The 20,580-nt window shown below is 69.3% G+C and carries 25 protein-coding genes; 12 read left to right on the top strand and 13 right to left on the bottom strand.

The window, feature by feature from the left end:
- The 7 genes from ACYQ07_RS12920 to cofD form a co-directional block, all read right to left on the bottom strand.
- A complete protein-coding gene (locus ACYQ07_RS12920) occupies nt 1-180 on the bottom strand; it encodes an HVO_2753 family zinc finger protein (RefSeq protein ID WP_459882237.1) in 180 nt (59 codons plus the stop codon).
- 97 nt (nt 181-277) lie between these two features.
- A complete protein-coding gene (locus ACYQ07_RS12925) occupies nt 278-1,513 on the bottom strand; it encodes a tripartite tricarboxylate transporter permease (protein ID WP_459882239.1) in 1,236 nt (411 codons plus the stop codon).
- A gap of 91 nt (nt 1,514-1,604) precedes the next feature.
- Nucleotides 1,605-1,799, bottom strand: coding sequence for a 30S ribosomal protein S17e (locus ACYQ07_RS12930; protein WP_459882240.1), 195 nt, complete (start codon nt 1,797-1,799; stop codon nt 1,605-1,607).
- 139 nt (nt 1,800-1,938) lie between these two features.
- Nucleotides 1,939-2,571: a DUF447 domain-containing protein gene (locus ACYQ07_RS12935; RefSeq protein ID WP_459882242.1), complete on the bottom strand. Its 633-nt coding sequence runs from the start codon at nt 2,569-2,571 to the stop codon at nt 1,939-1,941.
- Nucleotides 2,568-3,518: a triphosphoribosyl-dephospho-CoA synthase gene (locus tag ACYQ07_RS12940; protein ID WP_459882243.1), complete on the bottom strand. Its 951-nt coding sequence runs from the start codon at nt 3,516-3,518 to the stop codon at nt 2,568-2,570. Before ACYQ07_RS12940 ends, ACYQ07_RS12935 begins: the two co-directional genes overlap by 4 nt.
- Entirely contained in the window at nt 3,515-4,306 is a 792-nt protein-coding gene (locus tag ACYQ07_RS12945; protein ID WP_459882245.1) for a tRNA-dihydrouridine synthase, read from the bottom strand. The genes ACYQ07_RS12940 and ACYQ07_RS12945 overlap by 4 nt, the downstream gene beginning before the upstream one ends.
- The gene (cofD, locus tag ACYQ07_RS12950) at nt 4,303-5,298 is read right to left on the bottom strand and encodes a 2-phospho-L-lactate transferase (protein WP_459882247.1); all 996 of its coding nucleotides are present in this window, start codon (nt 5,296-5,298) and stop codon (nt 4,303-4,305) included. The genes ACYQ07_RS12945 and cofD overlap by 4 nt, the downstream gene beginning before the upstream one ends.
- Nucleotides 5,299-5,447: 149 nt before the next feature.
- Between cofD and ACYQ07_RS12955 the strand changes: the two genes are divergently transcribed.
- Nucleotides 5,448-6,419 (top strand): biotin--[acetyl-CoA-carboxylase] ligase, encoded by a 972-nt coding sequence (locus ACYQ07_RS12955; RefSeq protein WP_459882248.1) that lies wholly within the window; start codon nt 5,448-5,450, stop codon nt 6,417-6,419.
- A gap of 659 nt (nt 6,420-7,078) precedes the next feature.
- On the opposite strand, the gene ACYQ07_RS12960 is transcribed toward ACYQ07_RS12955, so the two are convergent.
- Entirely contained in the window at nt 7,079-7,789 is a 711-nt protein-coding gene (locus ACYQ07_RS12960; RefSeq protein WP_459882250.1) for an SDR family oxidoreductase, read from the bottom strand.
- Between the two features lie 88 nt (nt 7,790-7,877).
- On the opposite strand from ACYQ07_RS12960, the gene ACYQ07_RS12965 reads away from it, so the two are divergent.
- The 7 genes from ACYQ07_RS12965 (at nt 7,878) to ACYQ07_RS12995 (ending at nt 13,838) form a co-directional block, all read left to right on the top strand.
- On the top strand, nt 7,878-9,404 hold the full coding sequence (locus ACYQ07_RS12965; protein ID WP_459882252.1) for a phytoene desaturase family protein: 1,527 nt from the start codon (nt 7,878-7,880) through the stop codon (nt 9,402-9,404).
- A 40-nt stretch (nt 9,405-9,444) separates the two neighbouring features.
- Entirely contained in the window at nt 9,445-10,377 is a 933-nt protein-coding gene (locus tag ACYQ07_RS12970) for a prenyltransferase (RefSeq protein WP_459883058.1), read from the top strand.
- Nucleotides 10,374-11,258 carry a bisanhydrobacterioruberin hydratase gene (cruF, locus tag ACYQ07_RS12975; protein ID WP_459882254.1) on the top strand — a complete coding sequence of 295 codons (885 nt, stop codon included), beginning with the start codon at nt 10,374-10,376 and terminating at the stop codon, nt 11,256-11,258. Before ACYQ07_RS12970 ends, cruF begins: the two co-directional genes overlap by 4 nt.
- A gap of 39 nt (nt 11,259-11,297) precedes the next feature.
- Complete coding sequence (locus ACYQ07_RS12980; RefSeq protein ID WP_459882256.1) at nt 11,298-11,813, top strand: hypothetical protein; 516 nt, start codon at nt 11,298-11,300, stop codon at nt 11,811-11,813.
- A 114-nt stretch (nt 11,814-11,927) separates the two neighbouring features.
- On the top strand, nt 11,928-12,491 hold the full coding sequence (locus tag ACYQ07_RS12985; protein WP_459882258.1) for a hypothetical protein: 564 nt from the start codon (nt 11,928-11,930) through the stop codon (nt 12,489-12,491).
- A 23-nt stretch (nt 12,492-12,514) separates the two neighbouring features.
- Entirely contained in the window at nt 12,515-12,670 is a 156-nt protein-coding gene (locus ACYQ07_RS12990) for an HVO_2523 family zinc finger protein (RefSeq protein ID WP_459882260.1), read from the top strand.
- A gap of 196 nt (nt 12,671-12,866) precedes the next feature.
- Entirely contained in the window at nt 12,867-13,838 is a 972-nt protein-coding gene (locus ACYQ07_RS12995) for a phytoene/squalene synthase family protein (RefSeq protein ID WP_459882262.1), read from the top strand.
- Nucleotides 13,839-13,859: 21 nt separating this feature from the next.
- Here the strand turns inward: ACYQ07_RS12995 and ACYQ07_RS13000 are convergent, their stop codons facing one another.
- From ACYQ07_RS13000 to ACYQ07_RS13015, 4 genes are all read right to left on the bottom strand, one after another.
- Nucleotides 13,860-14,651, bottom strand: coding sequence for a TOBE domain-containing protein (locus ACYQ07_RS13000; RefSeq protein WP_459882264.1), 792 nt, complete (start codon nt 14,649-14,651; stop codon nt 13,860-13,862).
- A 92-nt stretch (nt 14,652-14,743) separates the two neighbouring features.
- On the bottom strand, nt 14,744-15,571 hold the full coding sequence (locus ACYQ07_RS13005) for an ATP-binding cassette domain-containing protein (protein ID WP_459882266.1): 828 nt from the start codon (nt 15,569-15,571) through the stop codon (nt 14,744-14,746).
- Complete coding sequence (locus ACYQ07_RS13010) at nt 15,568-16,314, bottom strand: ABC transporter permease (protein WP_459882268.1); 747 nt, start codon at nt 16,312-16,314, stop codon at nt 15,568-15,570. The genes ACYQ07_RS13005 and ACYQ07_RS13010 overlap by 4 nt, the downstream gene beginning before the upstream one ends.
- A gap of 65 nt (nt 16,315-16,379) precedes the next feature.
- Entirely contained in the window at nt 16,380-17,291 is a 912-nt protein-coding gene (locus ACYQ07_RS13015; RefSeq protein ID WP_459882270.1) for an ABC transporter substrate-binding protein, read from the bottom strand.
- Nucleotides 17,292-17,466: 175 nt separating this feature from the next.
- Here ACYQ07_RS13015 and ACYQ07_RS13020 point away from each other — a divergent pair, with 175 nt between their 5' ends.
- From ACYQ07_RS13020 to speB, 4 genes are all read left to right on the top strand, one after another.
- Nucleotides 17,467-18,618 carry an aminotransferase class I/II-fold pyridoxal phosphate-dependent enzyme gene (locus tag ACYQ07_RS13020; protein WP_459882272.1) on the top strand — a complete coding sequence of 384 codons (1,152 nt, stop codon included), beginning with the start codon at nt 17,467-17,469 and terminating at the stop codon, nt 18,616-18,618.
- Nucleotides 18,618-18,929, top strand: coding sequence for a hypothetical protein (locus tag ACYQ07_RS13025; protein ID WP_459882274.1), 312 nt, complete (start codon nt 18,618-18,620; stop codon nt 18,927-18,929). The genes ACYQ07_RS13020 and ACYQ07_RS13025 overlap by 1 nt, the downstream gene beginning before the upstream one ends.
- Before the next feature lie 82 nt (nt 18,930-19,011).
- The gene (locus tag ACYQ07_RS13030; RefSeq protein ID WP_459882275.1) at nt 19,012-19,389 is read left to right on the top strand and encodes a translation initiation factor IF-5A; all 378 of its coding nucleotides are present in this window, start codon (nt 19,012-19,014) and stop codon (nt 19,387-19,389) included.
- 5 nt (nt 19,390-19,394) lie between these two features.
- On the top strand, nt 19,395-20,231 hold the full coding sequence (speB, locus tag ACYQ07_RS13035) for an agmatinase (protein WP_459882276.1): 837 nt from the start codon (nt 19,395-19,397) through the stop codon (nt 20,229-20,231).
- Nucleotides 20,232-20,247: 16 nt separating this feature from the next.
- Here speB and ACYQ07_RS13040 read toward each other — a convergent pair whose 3' ends face one another.
- The gene (locus ACYQ07_RS13040) at nt 20,248-20,499 is read right to left on the bottom strand and encodes a hypothetical protein (RefSeq protein ID WP_459882278.1); all 252 of its coding nucleotides are present in this window, start codon (nt 20,497-20,499) and stop codon (nt 20,248-20,250) included.
- Between the last annotated feature and the right edge of the window lie 81 nt (nt 20,500-20,580).

Here is a 20,580-nt window from a genome sequence, read left to right on the forward strand (position 1 = left end):
TTAGGGTCCTCGGAAGCCGCACTCGCCACACTCGTAGAGGTTGCTCTGCTTGCGGCACTTGGAACAGCGGTGAATGGTTTCGCCGCAGTCCGGGCACGCGAACTTGGCGGCGTTCATGCCGGCCACCTGGATTCCACAGGAGATGCACTTGCGTGCGCCCTGCGTATCGCTCTTGCTCATACACCAACCCACCGGCGCGCGACTTTTAACCGTTGTTCTTCCGCCGCGACCGTGCGAGTCGGACGCACGGAAGCAGAGGAGTCCGTCGAAAACCCCGTCAGCCGAGCATCAACGGCCCGATGAGCACCCCCATCAGGTGTACCCGGCGCGCGCCGAGTCGCGGCGGGACCAGTCCGAGCACGCCGGCGACGAGGAACGTCACCACGCCGACGACGCCGGCGAACGCCCCGGAGAGGGCGACGAGCAGCAGGAGCACGCAGACACAAACCGTCGTGTAGTCCGCGTTGCCGACGACTCGCAGATAGGCGTCACCGAGGAGGCAGACGACGGCGAACCCGATCGCAGCCGCCATCGCGGCGGCGGTCAGCAGGATCGGGAGCGCCAGCGGCACCTCGCCGCGGTCGAGCGCGACGGTGACGCCGGTTCGCGGCGTACCGAGCGCGGCGAGCGCGAACAGCGCGAAGATGGTGTTGCTCGTATTCGCCCCGCTGGTGGCGACCACGAACCCCCGATCGCTCTCCTCGGGCGGCACGGCGGGCATCGCCGCGACGGCTGCGATGGCCGCGGAGACGCCGGGAATGTAGCCGACGATGGCTCCCGACAGCGAGCCGGCGCTCGCGGTAACACCGAGGTCCCGCACGCTCATCGTGATCCGCGCGTCCGCCTGTGGCGGGACCCCGTCGCCGCCGAGCGCGTCGACGAGCACCGGTGCGCCGAACAGTCCCGCGAACAGCGGCGCGAGCATCCCGCCCGTGGACAGCGGCGCACTGGGGTCCACATCGAGCGTCAGCGCGCCGAGCAGCGCGCTGGCAAGAAACGCCAGTAGACCGCCGATCGCGGCCCGTCGCGAGGACTCCGTGAGGACGAGAAACGCCGCGACGGCGCCGAGAAACAGCGGCAGGTGCGTCCGGAGCGTCGGATAGCCGCGCACCATCAGCCACGTGATCGGCAGCGCGAGCGGGACCGCAAGCCCGACCGCGAGCGCCGACCCGACGGCCGACAGCCGGAGCGTCTCTCGGCCGCGGCCGGCGACGACGAGCCGGTGGCCGGGCAGCGCGGCGACCGCCGTGGCGGCATCGGGCACGCCGAGCGCGAGCGCGGGGACGATATCGAGAAACGAGTGGACGACGCCGGCCGACAGCATCGCGATCCCCACCAGGAGCGGGTCCGCGGGGATCGCCGGCGCGAACCCGGCGAGCAGCAGCGCGAAGTTGTTGGCGTGAAGGCCGGGGACCAACCCGCTACACGCGCCGAGCCCGGCGCCGCCGAGCAGGAAGGCGACGGCGGCGACGGCGAACGCGGGGTCGACAACCGGTCGAACGACGGCGTCCATCCCGCGAGGATGGCCGCGGTTTCGGCCTTAAGGCTACGGGGACGAGAAGGATGCAAAACTGAATCGCGAGAACGATGTCGAAATCCGACGATTACGCGGCCTGGGCCGCCTGCGACTTCTTACGGGTGATGTAGCCGGCGATCCGGTTGCGGACGCCCTTCGACTCAACGGTGGTGAGCGTGGACACGCTGTCTTTGTTCGTCTCGAAGTCCTGATTGAACGCGTTCGGGTAGCGCTCCAGCAGGACGTTCCCGAGCTGTTTGATGTACTTGGGTTTGATAGCCATACGGGTCGATACCGCCGGCCCGAACTAAAAGGGTTCGTTCCGCCCCGGCGGCGTCGTGTCGGCCGCACACGCCCGAGTGTGGCTACTTCTGGACGGCGCCATCCAGGTCCATCACGCTGGGCCAATCACGCCGGGTCCATCACTCCGGCTCCCCGTCGCCGCCGTCCCGCCGGTGGTCGCGCCACCCCGTCGCGTCGTCGATGCGGGCGAACGCCTCGCGCTCGGCGGGGCCGCCGCACTTCGCGACGGTCTCGGCGAAGTAGTCGAGCCGGTCGAGCAGCGCCTCGTCGTCGAATTTGGGGACGCCGAGCCGCGAGGCCGCCACCGTCGCGTCGACGACCGCGCCGAACCCCCGGTTGATCGTCGGCACTCGCTCCTCGCGGACCGCACTCTCGACCGGGTGGAGTTCCCACGTGCGGATCGTCGTGTCGCCCTCGTCGCGCTCGGCGACCTGTCGGACCGCCACTTCCACCCACGCGTCCGCGTTCGGGAGCACCGGCTCGTCCTCCTCGCGGATCGTGAGCGCGGCGTCGACGAACTCCCGCGGGTCCGACGTGAACTGCACGACGCCGTCGCTGCGCTCCGTGAAGTTGCGCCACGTCCGCGTTCGTCCGTATGTCCGGGCGGTGACCGGGCCGACTTCATCCTCGGGTGCGTGCAGGCCGAGTGCGGCCATATTCCACCGATCGTTCGGCCCGAGCGTGGCGACCACCGTCTCGGTGACGCCACGGAGCTCGACCGGCCAGTCGGCGGTATCGGAGTGCCCGCTCATCGACCTACCTCCGCGCCGCGCCGGAGGGCGACGAACAGCGCCGCACACGTCAGGTCGGCGGTCGTACCGGGGTTGATCCCCTCGGCGACGAACGCCTCGGCGAGCTCCTCGGCACCGTCGAGGTCGACCGACGGGGGAGCACCGCCGGCGTCATTGGTGTGGTTGACCTCGCTCGTCTGCCCCACCAACTCGGCAGCCCGCCTGCTCGCGTCGCGAGCGACGGCGGGGCCGTGATTCGTGGCGACGAGCGTGTCCGGCTCGGCGGCGAGCTGCCGGACGAACGTGCGGGCGGCGCGGTCCGTCAACGGTCCCGAATCGCGGCGGATCCGGTCCGCCTCGCGGAACGTCCGCGGGAACCCCTCGACCCACTCCTGGGCGTTCCGGTCGGGGATATCCCCCTCTGAACCTCCATCGTCCGGCGTCGCCGACAGCGCCAGCACGTCACGAAGCGAGAGCCCGCGCTCCCGAAGGGCCGGCTCTGCGTCCCCACCCCGGCGCACGTCGAGGTCCGCGGCCTCCGCCGGCGGGTCACCCACCGCCACGTCGACGTGCTCGAACGCCCGATAGAAGGCGACCGCGTCGTCGACCGTCGAGCTTCGGGTTACTCGGTCGAGACTCTCGGGAGAGAGGTCGTCCTTGCTGGCGGCAGCGATCAGGGGAACGAGCAGAAGCAGACAGCCGAACTGCGTGTTCGTTCCTGCCCGGTCGGCCATTCCGGCCACGGCGCGCTCGAAAGCGGTGCCAAGGGAGTTCCCGGTAGCCGCCATCTCCAGCCCCTTCCGGGCGCCGACGGCGCCGCCGAGGAACGCCTCGAAGTGGAGGTCGTCGAGGTCGCGTGTGCGGTCGACGTTGCCGGGTTTGGGGGTTCCCGACACCTCCAGTAGGAGCGCGAGGACGGCGTCGTCGGTGGGGTCTCGCGCCGGCGGTTGCAATGTGGGGTCCGTCACGGAGACTCACCCACCACGCGCTGATCCGTCTCGCTCCACTCCCGGAGCGCGGCCGCCACACACGAGAGCACCCGCGGGTCGTCGCTGGGGCGTCCGACGCTCACCGCGTCGGCGCCGTACGCGAGATACTCCCGGGCGGTTGCCGCGTCCCGGACGCCGTTGTTGGCGACCACGAGCCCCTCTCCGTCGGCACCCGCGACTGCTTCGGCGACCGCGGCAACCACCGCCTCGCTGTCCATCGCGTCCACGTGCACCCAGTCGGCGCCGGCGTCGACCACTCTTCGGGCGGTTTCGGGCAGGTCCACGCCCGGCACCTCCGTCCGAACTTTGACGCTCGTGGTCGCCCCCGTTTCGCTGGCGGCGGCGACGTACTCGACGAGCCGATCGGGGTCGGCGAGCAGCGATTCCCCGCAGCCGACCGCCCGGAGTTCGGGCTGCCGGCAGTGAGCGTTCACCTCACAGACGGCGTCGTGGTCGGCACACACGGCGGCCGCCTCTCGGACCGGCTCGACCGTCGCGCTCCGGACGTTGAACCCGGGCTGAAGGGGAACATCCGCGAGCCGGGTGAGCTGTTCGTCGAGGAAGACGAGGGGATCGTCCGGGAGGAACTCCGACCGCCCGCGCTCGACGAGGTCGCGGGCGGCGGCGCGGCTGGCCGGATCGAGCGCGAGCCCGCCGAGTATCGTGCAGTCGACGTGCTCGGCGGCCGTCCTCGCCCATTCCGCGTCGGACTCGCCGCTGAGGCTGGCCGCGACGAGGAAGGGTGTGGGTCGGTGTGTTGGGATCACGACACCGCCTCCAGCGCCCGGTCACAGGCCGCCATCACGCGCTCGGCGTCGTCCGCGTCGTCGATCCGGGTGTCGACACGCTCGACGTGCCGGTCCAGGTCGGTGCCGTCGTCGGTGTCGAGGACGAAGGCGTCCGCGAACGGGTAGGCCGCGGCGACGCCCGCGGTGGAGGGCTCGCGGTCGGTGCCGCGCATGAGGTCGGCGACCGGCCCGGAAAAGGCCTGGTCCTCCACGAACGGCGAGACGGCCACGACGGGGGTCTTCTTGAGTGCGGCCTCGAAGCCGGGGAGCGCCAGCATCGGGCCGATGCTGGTGACCGGATTCGAGGGGCCGATCACGACCGGGTCCGTCAGTGCCTCGCGCACCGGGTCGGTGAGCGTGGCCGACTCGGCGCCGCGGAACTCCACGTCGGCCACCCTGGGGGCCGCGCGTCGGTCCACCCAATACTCCTGGAAGTGGAGCGTCTCGCCCTCTTCCGTGTGGACGAGCGTCGCGACGGGGTCGTCGGACATCGGAACGAGGTCGCCGTCGAGCCCGAACGCGTCCGCGAGGATGCGAGTGACTTCGGTGAGGGTGTGGCCCTCGTCGAGCAGACTCGTCCGGGTGACGTGGACTGCGCGGTCGCAGTCGCCGATCTCCATGAACTCCGCGACGCCCGAGAAGCGCCGCCACCGGGCGATCTCCCGGCCCGATGTTTGGGCGTCGTCGTCGAGGTACCGCGGGTCGGATTCGAGGCCGGCGGCGTCCGCGAGTCGCGCGAGTTCGTCGTGGGTGGTGGTGGTGTCGTCGGCGATCCCCCACCATCTGTCGCGGTCGAGCACGCCGCCGCCGGCGAAGAGGACGGTGTCGACATCCGGACAGACGAGGTGGCCGCCGAGCTCCACGTCGTCGCCGGTGTTGCCGACGACCGTCACGTCGGCGGGGTCGTGGCGGCGGGTGGCGCCGTCGAGCAGCTTCGGCGTCCCCGTGCCGCCGGCGAGGAACGTAACCATGGGGGGAAAACGACGCCGGCGGGTTTGTATCCTCGGCATCCGGCCGGGGTCGCCGGGCGCCGGGTCAGCGGGCACTGGGCGCCGGGTCGTCGGTCGCTGGATCGCGACCCACCGGAACGCTTTTCGTCCGCGCTCGACGCTCACGGCGTATGGACACCCGTCGTGCCCTCCTCGATGCGCTCGCCGACGGTCCAGTCTCCGGGCCGGACCTCGCCGGCGATATCGGCGTCTCCCGCGCCGCCGTCTGGAAGGCGGTGGAGTCGCTACGCGACGACGGCTTCGCCGTCGAGTCGACGCCCGAGGGGTACGCTCCCCCCGACGACCCGAGCTACTCCGGACCAGGAATCGCCTTCGGGCTGGACGCGCCCTACACCGTCGAGTATCACGACGCTCTCGAGTCGACCAACGCCCGCGCCCGCGAACTCGCCGGCGAGGGGGAGTCGGACCTCGCAGTCGTCGCCGACGAGCAGACCGGCGGTCGTGGACGGCTCGACCGCGAGTGGGTGGCGCCCTCCGGGGGCATCTGGGCCTCCGTGCTCACGCGTCCCGACGTCCCGCCGGCGCACGCGCCCGTCCACACGCTCGCGGCCGCCGTCGCCACCACCGACGCCTGCCGGGAGGCCGGCGTCGACGCCCACATCAAGTGGCCGAACGACGTGCTCGTCGGCGAGGACGACGGTGCAAATGCGGATGGACAGGGGTCCCGAGGCGGCCGCAAGCTCGCCGGCATCCTCACCGAGATGGAGGGTGAGGCGGACCGGGTTTCGTGGCTGGTCGTCGGCGTCGGGCTCAACGCGAACCTCGACGCCGACGCCCTTCCCGACGGGGCGACCTCCCTGCGCGATGAGCGCGGCGCGGAGGTGGACCGCCGACGGCTCATCCAGCGCCTGCTGGAGCGCTATCACGAGCTGACCGCGGACCTCGACCGCGTGCTCCCGGCGTGGCGCGAACGAACCAGCACGCTCGGCCGGCGCGTCCGGGTCGACACCCCCGGCGGCGTCGTGGAGGGCGAGGCCGTGGACGTGCGCTTCCCGGGCGCGCTCGTGGTCGAGACCGACGACGGCGAGGAACGCGTCATTCACGCCGGCGACTGCGACCACCTCCGGCCCGCGAGGGAGTGAGGACGGTCGGTGGCTGCTGGTTGCTGTCCGATATCGGGAGTAGGTGTTGCAATCGGCGTCATCGGTGAGCCCTTATAAATGGCCGTGAGGTGTTCCGCTGCTCCCTTTTAAACCCCACACTGCGGTTGGCGCGCGCGAGAAACGCGCGCGAGGGAGTTGTCGCCGGAGGCGACGACGAGGCTGGGGAGGCGTGAGGTGCGGTCGCGGTGCTGTGCGGGGTGGGACTCAAAGGGGCAGCCGTTCCCGCCGCAGGCGGGAAACAGCGAGACAGTCCCTCGGACTGTCTCGCCCGTGGTCCGGGAAGACGGGCGACGCAAGCACCGCAGCGGGCGGTGCCGAGAGCGAGGAGCGCAGCGAGCCCCTCGACCGGAGCCGGCTGGGGCTTTGGAGGAGTTCGCCGTCGTGCTCACCTCACAAACCACTTATAAAGGATCCACAACCCAATCCACGTCCCGCTTATAAACGCAAAAACAACTCACGTGAGAGACGTACTCCCGATGTCAGTCATCGAAGATTCCGCAAATCCCGCCACCCGTTGTTAAACCGTGTCGAGCTGCCCTTTTGAGTGCCCGAGTTCGATCGCAATCCTCGGTGGGTTGTCGCATCCACCCCCGCGGCCGCCGGCGGGTTGCCACACCGCCCTCTCCCCACTCGCGCCCTCACCGCGTCGCCGCCTTCCACTCACGAAGCCCGAGGCGCTCGCCGTCGAGCGCCTCGGCGTCGGCCTCCGTAGCGGCCCAGACGAAGAGCGGCGCGACGCTCTCGGGGTCGCGGGCCTTCTCCTTGCCCGTCAGGTCGGTGCTGACGATCCCGGGATCGACGACGCCGACGGTCGCGTCGATATCGGCGGCGAAGCCGCGGGCGACGGCCTCCGCGGCCGCCTTCGAGACGGCGTACGCGCCCATGCCGGAACGCGACTCGTGGGCGACGGCGCCGGAGGGGACGATGACCCGCGCGTCCTCGGCGAGGTGGGGGAGTGCCTCGCTGATGGTCCCGAAGACGCCGCGCGCGTTGGTGCGCATCGTGTCGTCGAACGCGCTGTAGGCCGTCTCGTCGATCGGGTTCTCGCCGGGGGTACCGTGGAACACCGCGGCGTTGGCGAGGACGGCGTCGATGGAGCCGAACTCCCGGGCGGCGTTCTCGAAGAAGCGTTCGAGGTCGAACTCGTCGCGCACGTCGGCACGGGCGCCCCACGCAGCCCCACCTTCGTCGGCGTCGTCCGCGATCTCGGTGAGCGCCTCGACCGTCGCCTCAACGGCGTCGCCGTCCCGGCCGGAAACGGCGACCGACGCGCCCGCCTCGACGAACGCCTCGGCGACCGCCCGTCCGATCCCGCTCGTCGCCCCGGTGATCGCGACCGTCGTGTGCATGTGAAATCCGGTGGACCGCTCGGGACTTAGTCGTACCCACCTCGGTCGACTGGCCGGCCTTTATGGTTCGGCCGCCCTAGGTGGCTGTATGGACGCGGCCCCCGACATCGACGCGGTGGCCGGCGAATCCGTCATCGTGATCGGCGGCGGATTCGGCGGCCTCTCGACGGCCTGTTACCTCGCCGACGCCGGCGCGGACGTCACCCTCCTCGAAAAGAACGAGCAGCTCGGCGGACGGGCCAGTCGGCTGGAGGCGGACGGCTTCCGGTTCGACATGGGCCCGTCGTGGTACCTGATGCCCGACGTGTTCGAGCGCTTCTTCGGCCACTTCGACCGGGAGGTGTCCGACTACTACACCCTCTCGCGGCTCGACCCCCACTACCGGGTGTTCTGGAAGGACGGCGACCAGGTCGACGTAGTGCCGGACTTAGAGCAGAACAAGGAGCTGTTCGAATCGTACGAACCCGGCGCGGGCGACGCGCTCGACGACTACCTCGAAGAATCGAAGCGTACCTACGAGATCGGCATGGAGCACTTCGTCTACGAGGACCGCCCGAATCTCCGCGACTACGTCGACCGCGACGTGATGCGCTACTCGTGGGGACTCTCGCTGTTGGGCAAGATGCAGGGCCACGTCGAGGGCTACTTCGACCATCCGAAGCTCCAGCAGCTGATGCAGTACTCGCTGGTGTTCCTGGGCGGCTCACCCACCAACACGCCGGCGCTGTACAACCTGATGAGCCACGTCGATTTCAACATGGGCGTCTACTACCCCGACGGCGGCATCGGGGCCGTGGTCGACGGCATCGTCGAGCTCGCCGAGGAGCTCGGCGTCGAGTTCGTGACGGACGCCGAGGTCACCGCCATCGAGGGGCGCCGCGGGGCGTTCGCGGTCGACACGGTAGCCTCCGACGACGGGACCGGAGACTCCACCGGCGACCGCTACCTCGCCGACCTCGTCGTCTCGAACGCGGACTATGCCCACACCGAACAGGAGCTCCTCCCCCCACAGAAGCGCCAGTACACCGAGGAGTACTGGGAGTCGCGCACCTTCGCCCCCTCGGCGTTCCTCCTGTATCTCGGCGTCGAGGGCGACCTGCCCGAACTCGCCCACCACACGCTCGTGTTGCCGACGGGGTGGCAACAGCACTTCGACGCCATCTTCGAGGACCCGGAGTGGCCCGAGGACCCCGCCTACTACCTCTGTGTCCCCTCCGAGACGGACGAGACCGTGGCGCCCGAGGGACACAGCAACCTGTTCGCGCTCGTCCCCATCGCCCCCGGACTGGAGGATACGCCGGCGCTGCGTGAGCAGTACCGCGAGCAGGTGCTCGACGACATCGCCGAGAACACGGGCACCGAGCTCCGCGACCGGATCGTGTTCGAGGAGACGTTCTGCGTGGACGACTTCGCGGACCGGTACAACAGCTACGAGGGGTCCGCGCTCGGACTCGCACACACGCTTCGACAGACCTCGCTGTTCCGGCCGCCGCACGCCTCCGAGACGGTCGAGGGGCTCTACTTCACCGGCGCGACGACGACGCCCGGCATCGGCGTCCCGATGTGCCTGATAAGTGGCGGCATCACGGCCGAGCGCATCGGCGAGACGCTCTGAGGTGACTGGTGTGACGGCGACCGATGGTGGGACTGGCGGCATCCCCACGAACGACGATGGGACCCCGGACAATGGCGCGGAGACGAGCGCTGCGTCCGGATCGCAACGGGGTGACCCGCTCGCTGACCGGCTCCGGTACCTCATCACCCTCTCCCGACCACGATTCTGGCTCTACCTCGCCGGCCCAGTCGCGGTGGGCGTCACCTACGCGATTTCGGAGCCGTCGGGACTGTTCACTGCCACGACGCTGACGCTCGCCGCCTACTTTCTGCTGCCGGCGAACGTGCTGTTGTACGGCGTTAACGACGCCTTCGACCGGGAGATCGACGCCCAGAACCCGAAGAAGTCCGGCGAGCGCGAGACGCGGTGGCGCGACGACCGGCTCGTCGCCGGCGCGGTAGTCGGCTCCGGTCTCTTGGGAGTCGTCACCTTCGCCGTCACGCCACCGGTCGCGTGGCCGTACCTCGCCGGGTTCTTCGTCCTTGGCGTGGGGTACAGCGCCCCGCCGCTTCGGTTCAAGACGACGCCGATCGCCGACTCCATCTCGAACGGGCTCTACATCCTCCCCGGAGCTGCCGCGTACGCGGCGGTGGCCGGAGCGCACCCGCCGGCGGCCGCGCTCGTCGGCGCATGGCTGTGGACGATGGCGATGCACACGTTCTCGGCGGTCCCCGACATCGAGCCGGACCGCGCCGCCGGCATCGAGACGACGGCAACCTGGCTCGGGGCATCCCGGACGTACGCCTACTGTTTCGCCTGCTGGACCGCAGCCGCGCTGGCGTTCGCGCTCCTCGACTATCGCCTCGGGCTGCTGCTCGGGGTTTACCCGGTCTTCGTCGCGTGGGTCGCGGCGTCGTCGGTCGCCGTCGACCGCGCCTACTGGTGGTTCCCGGCGCTCAACACCGTCGTCGGCACCCTGTTCGCGATGGGCGGGCTCTGGCGGGTCGTCCCGATTTGGGAGGTGCTCGGATGAGCGAACGTGGAGAGGCGGCTTCGAGGGATGCCGGCGGCTTCGCCGGACTCCGCGAACGGCTCCCCTCCACCCGCGCGGAGACGGAGACGTTCCTCGACCGGATAGTGCGCGAGAACCGCTTTACGATCGCCGTGCTGTTTCCGACGATCGGGGCGATCACCCTGCTCGGGAGCGCGGAGGGATGGGTGCCCGACCCGCTCGCGTTCAATCCCTGGTTCGTGCTGTTCGGCGTGCTCGTGATGCGGTCGCCGCTCGTGGTCGGCGTGTTGCCCCTGCTCGACCGGAAGGCCGTCGGGTGGGTGGGGCTGCTGATCGCGTACACCTACGCCATCGAGCATCTCGGCGTCAGAACCGGCTGGCCGTACGGTACGTTCGAGTACACGATCAGCCTCGGGCCGATGCTCGGCGGCGTGCCGCTGGCGCTCCCCGTCTTCTTCATCCCGCTGGTGCTGAACGCCTACCTGCTCTGTCTGCTGTTGCTCGGCGACCGCGCCGCGAACGGCTGGATCCGCCTGTTGGTGGTGGCGACCGCCGTCGTCACGATGGACGTGGTGTTGGACCCCGGCGCCGTCGCGCTCGGCTTCTGGGACTTCGGCGGCGGCGCCTTCTACGGCGTCCCGCTCTCGAACTACGCCGGCTGGGTGCTGTCGGCGACGGTCGCCGTCGTCGCGCTCGACCGCGCGTTCGACCGCGAGGCGCTCGCCGCGCGCCTGCGCAGCTGCGAGTTCATGCTCGACGACATGGTGAGTTTCGTCATCCTCTGGGGGTCGATAAACGCCTTCTACGGCAACTGGGTGCCGGCGCTCGTTGCGGTCGGCTTCGGCGTCGGGCTCGTCCGCGCCGACCGGTTCGATGCCCGGCTGCTCGACCCGCGCCGGTAGGGAGAAAGGCTTTATTTCCACATCCGGAACACACGGCTGATGCCCTCCAGACGAACCGTATTGGCCGCAGGCACGGCGCTCGTGTCGACCGCGATCACGGGCTGTACCGACGCCGTCGAGTCGACCGTCGGTGACGATCACGATAGTGAAGCGGACGGCTCCGACGCCTCGGATGGTGCCGTCCCGGACGATGCCTCCTTCCACGTCGACCTCGTGGTCGAGGAGACCCGGGAGTTCTTCGGTGCGTCCGAGGTGCGAAGAGCAGGGACGGTGAGCGAAGACCAGCAGGGCCTGGTGTACGTCCCCATCGAGCTGACGGAGCGGGGGAGCGAACTGGCGACGGAGGTCGCCGTCGCCGTCGACCTCCAGCAACGACACGAGCGGGCCGAGTTCGCCGTGGTCGTGGAAGACGAGACGGTGAACCGGCTCGGGATCAACGAGCCATTCGCGGCCAGCATCGTCGACGGATCGTGGGACGGGAGGTTCCGATTCACTTTCGAGGACCGGTCCGAGGCCGAACGCGTTCGTCGGGCACTGGTCGGCGACGCCGAGTGACCCGTTCCGGAGGTACCCACCTCACTGGTCGGGTCGGTCGGTCAGCCATCCGCAATTATCAGCTGCGTCAATCGGCGAGTCACCCTTTTGAACGGGGACGACAACCCCCCGAACATGAACCTGACGCGACGCCGTCTGCTCGGCGCGCTCACGGCGGGGGGCGCCGTCTCCGCCGCCGGCTGCACGGACCTGGCGAACGTTCCCGGTGTCGGCGCCGGCGACGACGGGGATGGCGAATCGGCGGACTCCGAGGTTGTGGGGCCCGAACACCGCTACGTGGAGGCCGATCCGGATGCGCCCTTTTCGGCGACGCTGGAGGGGCCCGACGGAGAGTCGGCGCTGTTCGACGCTGCAGACATCGACCACGTCGAGGGCGTCTACGAGGACGACGAGGAGTTCCTCGTGGTCCTCGAACTCGGCGCCGATGGTCTGACCCGTTTCCGGGACGGGTTCGATGACGCCGGCGTGTCCGACGACCCGGCTGCGTTCGCCATCGTGATGACCCACGACGACGAGGAGGTCCGCCGAGTCGACCTCGACGCGGGAACCGTCGAGGCGCTGACGGACGAGACCTGGGGGGGCGTGCTCACGCTCCCGTTCGACGAGGAGGGGCTCGCCCGTGACGTGTACGAGGGACTCGCCGGCGACGACCCCGAGCCGGTGGACGAAGACGCTTAGCCGCTCCGGGCTCACGATCGCGCATGGGCAACGATGAGGCCGGCGGCAACGACGGCACCACGACGCCACGGGGACGCCCCTGCCCCCTCTGTGGCGCCTCGATGGATCACCGCCACTGCAAGTACGTCTGTCCGGAACACGGCGTGGTGTACGACTGCAGCGACACGTTCTACAGGTGAGCAAGGCGAGTGCCTCGGGGCTTGACCCCGAGGTAGTTCACTGAGCGGTCGCCGGTGCGACACGTTTCTCCCGATCGAAACGGCGGATCGAACGACGCCGGCGCGCCGGCGTGCGAACTGTTATGTTATCGGAAACCAAAGCGTCACTCATGATTGGCGAGCCGTTCGCGATGCTTCCCGTCGAGCCGGCACCGTCATGGTGAACGACGATCAGATCGCCCACGGAAAGCGGATTCAGCGACGGACAGGCAAGACGTTCCACGTCGCGACGCGGCTGCTTCCCGAGCGGATTCGCCATCCCACCTACGTCCTCTACGGCTTCTTCCGCGTCGCCGATGAGGTGGTCGACGCCGCCGAGACGGCGCCGCCCGACGAGCAGCGTGCGGAGCTCGAACGGCTCCGTCGGCGGGCGCTCGGCGAGGAGCCGGCCGACGACCCCGTCCTCGACGCCTTCGCCGACGTGTGTGAGGAGTACGGCATCCCGGACTCGGACGTGAACGAGTTCGTCGACGCGATGGCAAGCGACATCGACACCGACCGATACGAGACGTACGCGGAATTAGAAGCGTACATGAACGGCTCCGCGGCCGCCGTCGGGCGAATGATGACGGCGATCATGGACCTCGATCAGGAGGCGGAGGCCGCCGCGCTCCCGCACGCGACCAAGCTGGGCGAAGCGTTCCAGATGACCAACTTCCTCCGGGACGTGGGCGAGGACGTTCGCGAGCGCAATCGGGTGTACCTCCCGCAGGAGACGCTGGCGCGTCACGGCGTCGACAACGACCATATCCTCTCGCTCCAGTTCGACGACACCGTCGCCGCCGCGATGCACGAGGAGCTGGCGCGCACGGAGGCGCTCTACGAGGAGGGTGTCCGTGGCATCAAGTACCTGCCCGAGGACTGCCAGCTGGCCGTTCTACTCGCGGCCGTGTTGTACGCCGACCATCACCGGCTGATCCGGAATCGTGGCTACGACACGCTCTCGACCACCCCCCAGCTGTCGCTCCCACGGAAGCTCTATCTGCTGGCGAAAACCCGCTGGAAGTGGCAGTGGAATCGTGACCCGGAAACGGTCTTTTATGCCGTGAGCCACGGGTTCGACGCCGGCGACAGTGGACACCACGGACACGGCCCCCACGACTCGTCGTCAGCTGCACGCACGGACTAACCAGTCGGTCGCGTTTCGGCGCTACTCGACGGCGACGAGCCGCGTCGCCGTCGCCTTCCAGGTGACGACGACGGGCTCGTCGGGTGCAAGGTCGAGCCGTCCCGCGCTGTCCGCGGTGACGAGCGCTCGGAAGGTGACATCGGCAGACGCACCGTCGTCGGACGCCAATTCGTCGGTCAGTACGCGGATCTCGATCGTCAGGACCGTCTCGCCGGCGTCGATGGCGTCAACGGTGCCCCGCACGCGATTGCGCGCGCTGGTCGCGCCCGGCTGTGGGGCGTCCGCGGGCGCGTGCAGCGTGGCGGTGTCCGCTCCGACCCGAACCTGCACGCGGCCGCCGACCGCGACGCCGCCGTGGATCGAGCGGACCGTCCCGACCGCGGTATCGACGGTCGCCAGCTCTCCGTCCACGGCCGTCACCGTTCCATCGAGAACCGTCTCGGGAACGCGTGCCGCGGCATCGACTGCGGCCGCGAGCCGGTCGTGCCGGGTCAAAAGCGCCGTGGCCGCCGCAGTGAGTCGGCTGCCGCCGCCGCCACTTCCCCCGCGGGTGCGCTCGACGAGCGGGCCGAACCCGTCCTCCAGCGTCTCTATCCGTCGGAGAGCGCGGGCACGGGAACGACCCTGGTCGTTCGCGGCGGACGCCACGGACCCCGTCCGCTCGACCGCCCGCAGGAGCGCGGCGTCGCGACCGTCGAACTCCACCTCCTCCTCCGACCCCACGAGCGTCGCTCGCGCCCGGCCGGTGCCGGTGTCCGCTCCGCTTTCGGTGATCCCCTCGCTGCCGGCCGCCGTCTCGCTCCCGTCGCTCATGGGTGACGTTCGACGGGAGGGCTGAAAAATCGACAGGTGGCGCCGATAGGCGGTGGCCGGTGACGTCAGCGGAGAGGACGGGTGCCGTCCGTTCAGTACACCAGTTCGCCGTCGATGAACTTCCGGGCGCGCGGGTCCCCCGGGTTCGTGAACACGCGGTCGGCTGGCCCGGACTCGATCACCGTCCCGTCGAGGAGCACGGCGACGCGGTCGGCGATCCGCTCCGCCTGGTGCATGTCGTGGGTGGCGATCATCACGCCGAGCCCGTCCGCGCGAGCGGCGGCGACGGCGTCCTCGATAGCGGCCGTGTTCCGCGGGTCCAGATCGGAGGTGGGCTCGTCCAGCAGCAGGAAGTCGGGATCGTACGAGAGCGCGCGGGCGAACGCGACACGTTGGGCCTCGCCGCCCGAGAGTCCGGCTACGTCGCGATGGATGGCGTCCGCGAGCCCCACCCGTTCGAGCACGCGACGGACGCGCTCCGGGTAGCGGCGCTCGCCGAACGGAACGAGGTCGCGAACGGACGTCTGGATGCGGGTCGACCAGTTTCGTCGGACCCGCAACCCGTACTCGACGTTGCTGCCGACCGTCCCATCGAACAGGTTCGCCTCCTGAAACACCATGCCGAGCCGGCGCCGGGCGGCGAGCCGTTCCTCGCGTGGAAGGGTGCTCGTGTCGCGTCCGTCGAGACGCACGGCTCCGACATCCGGGGTCTCGAAGCCCGCACACAGACGAAGCATGGTCGTCTTGCCGGTGCCCGAGGGGCCGATGAGTGCGAGCGTCTCGCCGCGCTCGACGCCGAGGGTCACGTCGTCGAGGACGGACGTTCCGTCGTAGCCGTGGGAGACGCCCGCCAATGCGAGCCCGGAGGCCGCCGTCTCGGAGGGGTTCGCGGCCGCGAATCGCCCGTCGGTGCCGCTCATGGGCCGCGCCCTCCCTCGCCCAGCCGTAAGACGAGTCCGTTCACTAACAGGACGAGCACGACGAGGATGGTGCCGAGAACCATCGCCGTCTCGAAGCGTCCCTGTCGGGCCTCAAGCTGGATCGCCGTGGTGAGCGTCCGGGTGACGGAGGTGCCATCGGCGCTGGCGATGTTGCCGCCGACGATGAGCACCGATCCCACCTCGCTGATGGCGCGGCCGAGCCCCGCGAGGACGCCGGTGACGATGCCGTAGCGTGCCTGCTTGATCGTGACGAGCGCCACGTCGAGGCGCGTCCCGCCGATGGCGCGCGCGGCGTCGCGGACGCCGTCCTCCACGCTTGTGACCGCGGCGAGGCTCACGCCGGTGATCACGGGTGCCGCGAGCACGATCTGTGAGAGGATCATCGCCTCCGTCGTGAACATCAGGTCGAACGTGCCGAGCGGGCCGCTGTTCGACACCGTAAAGAGGACGACGAGCCCGACGACGACGCTGGGAAAGCCCATTCCCGTGTTGATCAGCGCGACCACGAATCCCTTGCCGGGGAAGTCGCTGAACCCGACCAAAAGCGCGACCGGCAGGCTGATCAGCGTGCTGATCGCGACGGCGGTGAGGCTCACGTACAGCGAGACGCGGATGATGCTCTCGACGTAGTTCCGCTCGAACGGGAACTCCACTAGCAGTGGGAGCGTGTCGGCTGCGTGTGCCGGGGCCGCGGCGAGCGATGCCAGCAGCGTCAGGTCCATCGTGCGTGTCGTGTGTGCATCGGCGGTTTACCGTTTCGCTTCGACCGGGTCGGCGTCGAGTGCACTCACTCGCCGGGCTCCCAGTCGGCCGGCACGTACTGCTCGAAGTTCGGGTTCTCCGCGACCGCTTCGGGGAAGAACAGCTGCTCGCCCTCGACGGTGTACTCCCCGATTAGCTCCTGGCCCTCTTGGGAGGTGATGAAGCCGACGTACGCCATCGCCAGGTCGTAGTTGGTGTCCTCGTGAACGCCGGGGTTGACGGGGATGACGCCGTAGGGGTTCTCCAGCAGCGCCGGCCCGCCCTCGATCGGTCCCTCGACGCGGATGCTGATGTCGAGCTCGCCCATCATCGAGAGGTAGGTGCCGCGGTCGGCGAGCGTGTACGCCGGCGTCCCGTTGGCCTGGTTGAGCACCTCCCCCATTCCGGAGCCGGCCTCGCGGTACCACTCGCCGCCGGGTTCGACGCCGGCGGCCTCCCAGATCTCCCGCTCCTTCGTGTGAGTGCCGGAGTTGTCGCCGCGCGAGACGAAGACGGATTCCGTCTCGGCGATCGTCGCGAACGCCTCAGTGACCTCGTCCATGCCGTCGATGCCGGCCGGGTCGTCCTCGGGACCGACGACGACGAAGTCGTTGAACATCAGGTCTCGGCGGTTGACCCCGTAGCCCTCGCGCATGAACGCGTCCTCCTGCGAGCGCGCGTGGACCATAATCACGTCGGCGTCGCCGCCACGTCCGGTTTCGAGCGCGGCGCCAGTTCCCTGTGCGACGGCGTCGACCGTGACGCCGAACCGCTCCTCGAACGCCAGGTTCACCTCGTCGAGTAGCCCGGTGTCGTACGTGCTCGTCGTGGTCGTGAGCGTGAGCGTCTCGCCGCTGATTCCCGCCGCTTCCCCCTCGTCATCCTCGCCGAGACAGCCCGCGGCGAGCGCCGTCGCGCCGCCGGCGACCGCGCCGAGAAACTCGCGTCGTTGTACCATGTACGATACAACGCTTTGTGGCTACACACTTAGGACTTTCCGAGGTAGTGTAACCTTATGTCGTTTCATGTTGTGGATTCGGTGCTGGATCCGGCCCCGCCACTCCTCGTCGGCGCGGCCGGCACGCTCGTCCCGTACCGTAGCATTAACCGTCGCCGCCCACCCACTACCGGGCATGCACATCGACCCGTTCGGCCTCGAACGCTGGTTCGCGGAGTACGAACACGAGGCCGACATCATGCTGGCGGAAAGCGGCATCCGGTCGCTCGACGCCTCGCGGTTCGACCTCGACCCCGGGAAACTGGGATACGTCATCCCGACGAACGGCGACCCCGAGTTCCGCGCGGACGTCGGCGAGCGCTACGGGCGGAGCGCCGACGAGGTGCTGTTCACCTGCGGCACCCAGGAGGCGAACTTCCTCACGTTCTGTGCGCTGCTCGGCGACGACGACCCGGTCGGGCCGGCGGGCTCCGGCTCACACGCCGTCGTCGTCACCCCCACGTACCAGGCGCTCCACGCCGTCCCCGACGCGTTCGGCGAGGTAACCCGCGTCGAACTGGAGTCGCCGGACTGGAAGCTCGATGCGGAGGCCGTGGCCGACGCCATGCGTGAGGACACCGCGGTCGTCGTCGTCAACAACCCAAACAACCCGACCGGCCAGTATCACAGCGAGGAGGCGATGCGGGCGGTGTACGACGCCGCCGTCGAGCACGACGCCTACCTGCTGTGTGACGAGGTGTACCGGCTGCTCGCGGAGGACCCCCAGCCGCCGGTCGCGAGCTTCGGCGCACACGGCATCTCGACGACGAGCCTCACGAAGGCGTACGGGCTCGCCGGCCTGCGCTTCGGCTGGCTCGCCGGGCCGGAGCCCGTCGTCGACCGCGCCTGGCAGTGGAAGGACTACACCACCATCTCGCCCGGCATCTTCGGCCAGCACGTCGCCAAACAGGCGCTCGGCCGGCGCGAAAAGCGGATCTTGGAGGAGAACCGCGACCTCGCCCGCGATCACCGCAAGCGGGTGGCCGACTGGGTCGACGACCTCGGGCTCGACTGGCACCATCCGGTCGGCGTCAACGGCTTCGTAACGGTGCCGGACGGGTTCGCGGACGCCGAGGAGTTCTGCCGGACCGTCGTCGAGGAGGAGAGCGTCGTGCTCGCGCCCGGCCACCTGTTCGGGTTCCCGGACCGGTTCCGGATCGGGTTCGGGCTCCCCACCGAGGAGCTGCAGGAGGGGCTCGTTCGCGTCCGGAAGGTCGTCCGCGAGCACGGGGCGACCGACGGCGGCACGGCCGACGGAAACGCGATCGACGGCGGAGGTGACGCCTAATGGGAGCCGACCGGACGGAATCGGACGAGGCGAACTCCGACGGGGGGTTCTTCGCCGATCTGAAGGGTGACGTGAAGCAGTTCCTCACGAACCCGACCGACGAGCAGAAGGCGATCGCCGTCGCCGTCGTCGTGATCGCGATCGTCGACCGCTACGCCTGGTGGCACGACATCCCGTTCGTCGTGCGCTCGACGGCGGCGGTCGGCGCCGGCTTCATCGCGCTGTTCGTCGTCAGCTACCTCCTCACCGGCCACCTCGTTCCCCCGGACGAGGAGGAGCCCGAGGAGTACATCGACGAGATGGACCCGTAAGCGGGCGCGCGGAACCGGCGGAGAAGCGACGGTTCGACGGCGTTCCAAACGGTTTATACCCGCGCCCCGGAAATCGTATCGTATGCCGCGAGAGCAGAAGCAGGTTCGCGAACTGCAGGAAGGGAGCTACGTCATGATGGACGACGCGCCCTGCAAGATCAACCACTACAGCACCGCCAAGCCCGGCAAACACGGCAGCGCGAAGGCCCGAATCGAGGGGAAGGGCGTCTTCGACGACAGAAAGCGCTCGCTTTCCCAGCCCGTCGACGCGAAGGTCTGGGTGCCGATCATCCAGCGAAAGCAGGGGCAGGTCGTCTCCACGTCCGGCAACGACGCGCAGATCATGGACCTGGACACCTACGAAACCTTCACCATGCGCATCCCCGAGGACGAGGAATTCGAGTCCGACGACACCATCGAGTACCTCGAATACGAGGGACAGCGCAAGGTCGTCAAGTAATCGGCATGTTCCCGGGCGCGACCGTCGACCGCGAAACTGCTTCGTACGTGGTCGTCGGCGCCCCACTTGACGCCACGACCACGTTTCAGCCGGGTACCCGGTTCGGACCGGACCGGATCCGGCGTTTCTCACGCACCTACGACGACTACGACCACCGCACGGACAGCCACTTCTCCGACCTCGGCGTCCACGACGCCGGCGATGTCCAGCCGTGGGACGACGTGAACGCGTACCTCGACCATCTCGCCGCCGAGCTCCGCAGCGTCGCCCTCGACGGTGCGGTCCCCATCACGCTCGGAGGAGAGCACACCGTCACCTACGCCGGCGTCGAGGCGGTCGACCCCGACACGCTCGTGCTGGCGGACGCGCATCTCGACCTCCGAGACGAGTACGACGGGAACCCCTGGAACCACGCCTGCGTCACTCGTCGGGCACTCTCGGTCGCCGACCGTGCCATCATCGTCGGCGCCCGTACCGGATCGCCGGCGGAGTGGGAGCGTGCCGCCGAGGCCGACGTGGAGGTCGTCGCCCCCGAGGACGCCGGCGACTGGCTCGACGAGGTCGCGACCGACCCCGACGCCTTCGCCGGCGAGTCCGTCTACTGCTCGATCGACATTGACGGTGCGGACCCCGGTTACGCGCCCGGAACCGGGACGATGGAGCCGTTCGGCCTCGACCCCCGTGAGATGCGGGATCTCGTCCGGACGGTCGCCCCTCATGCCGACGGCTTCGACGTCGTCGAGGTGAACGACCGCGACGACGGGCAGGCCGCCGCGCTCGCCGGCAAGCTCGTACGGGAGTTCGTGTACGCGCACGCCGACGCCGGGACCGGCGACGAGTAAGCGCACGCGTCCACTTTTAGGAGAGTCCGGCGAGTTGCCGGCGAACCGCGCTCACGGCGGCCATCGCGTCGATCCAGCCGTCCGTGTCGGCACACCAGATGCGGTCGCCCTCGACGCTGACACAGAAGGCGTCGTCCGACGCAGCCGCCGTCGTCACCCGGTCGACATCGGACCGGTCCCCGAGATGTGCGTCGATCAAGCGCCGTGCGGTCTCCGCCTCCGCGCGGAGTCGCGGCTTGTTTGCGTGTTCGATCGCGATTTCGGCCATGTTCGTGCATCGTGTTTTACATGGTTAATAAACCACGTTTGCGGCAACGATTCTGCCGCGCCCCGACGAGCCCCGGGATCA

This window comes from Halorubrum gandharaense (assembly GCF_054654575.1).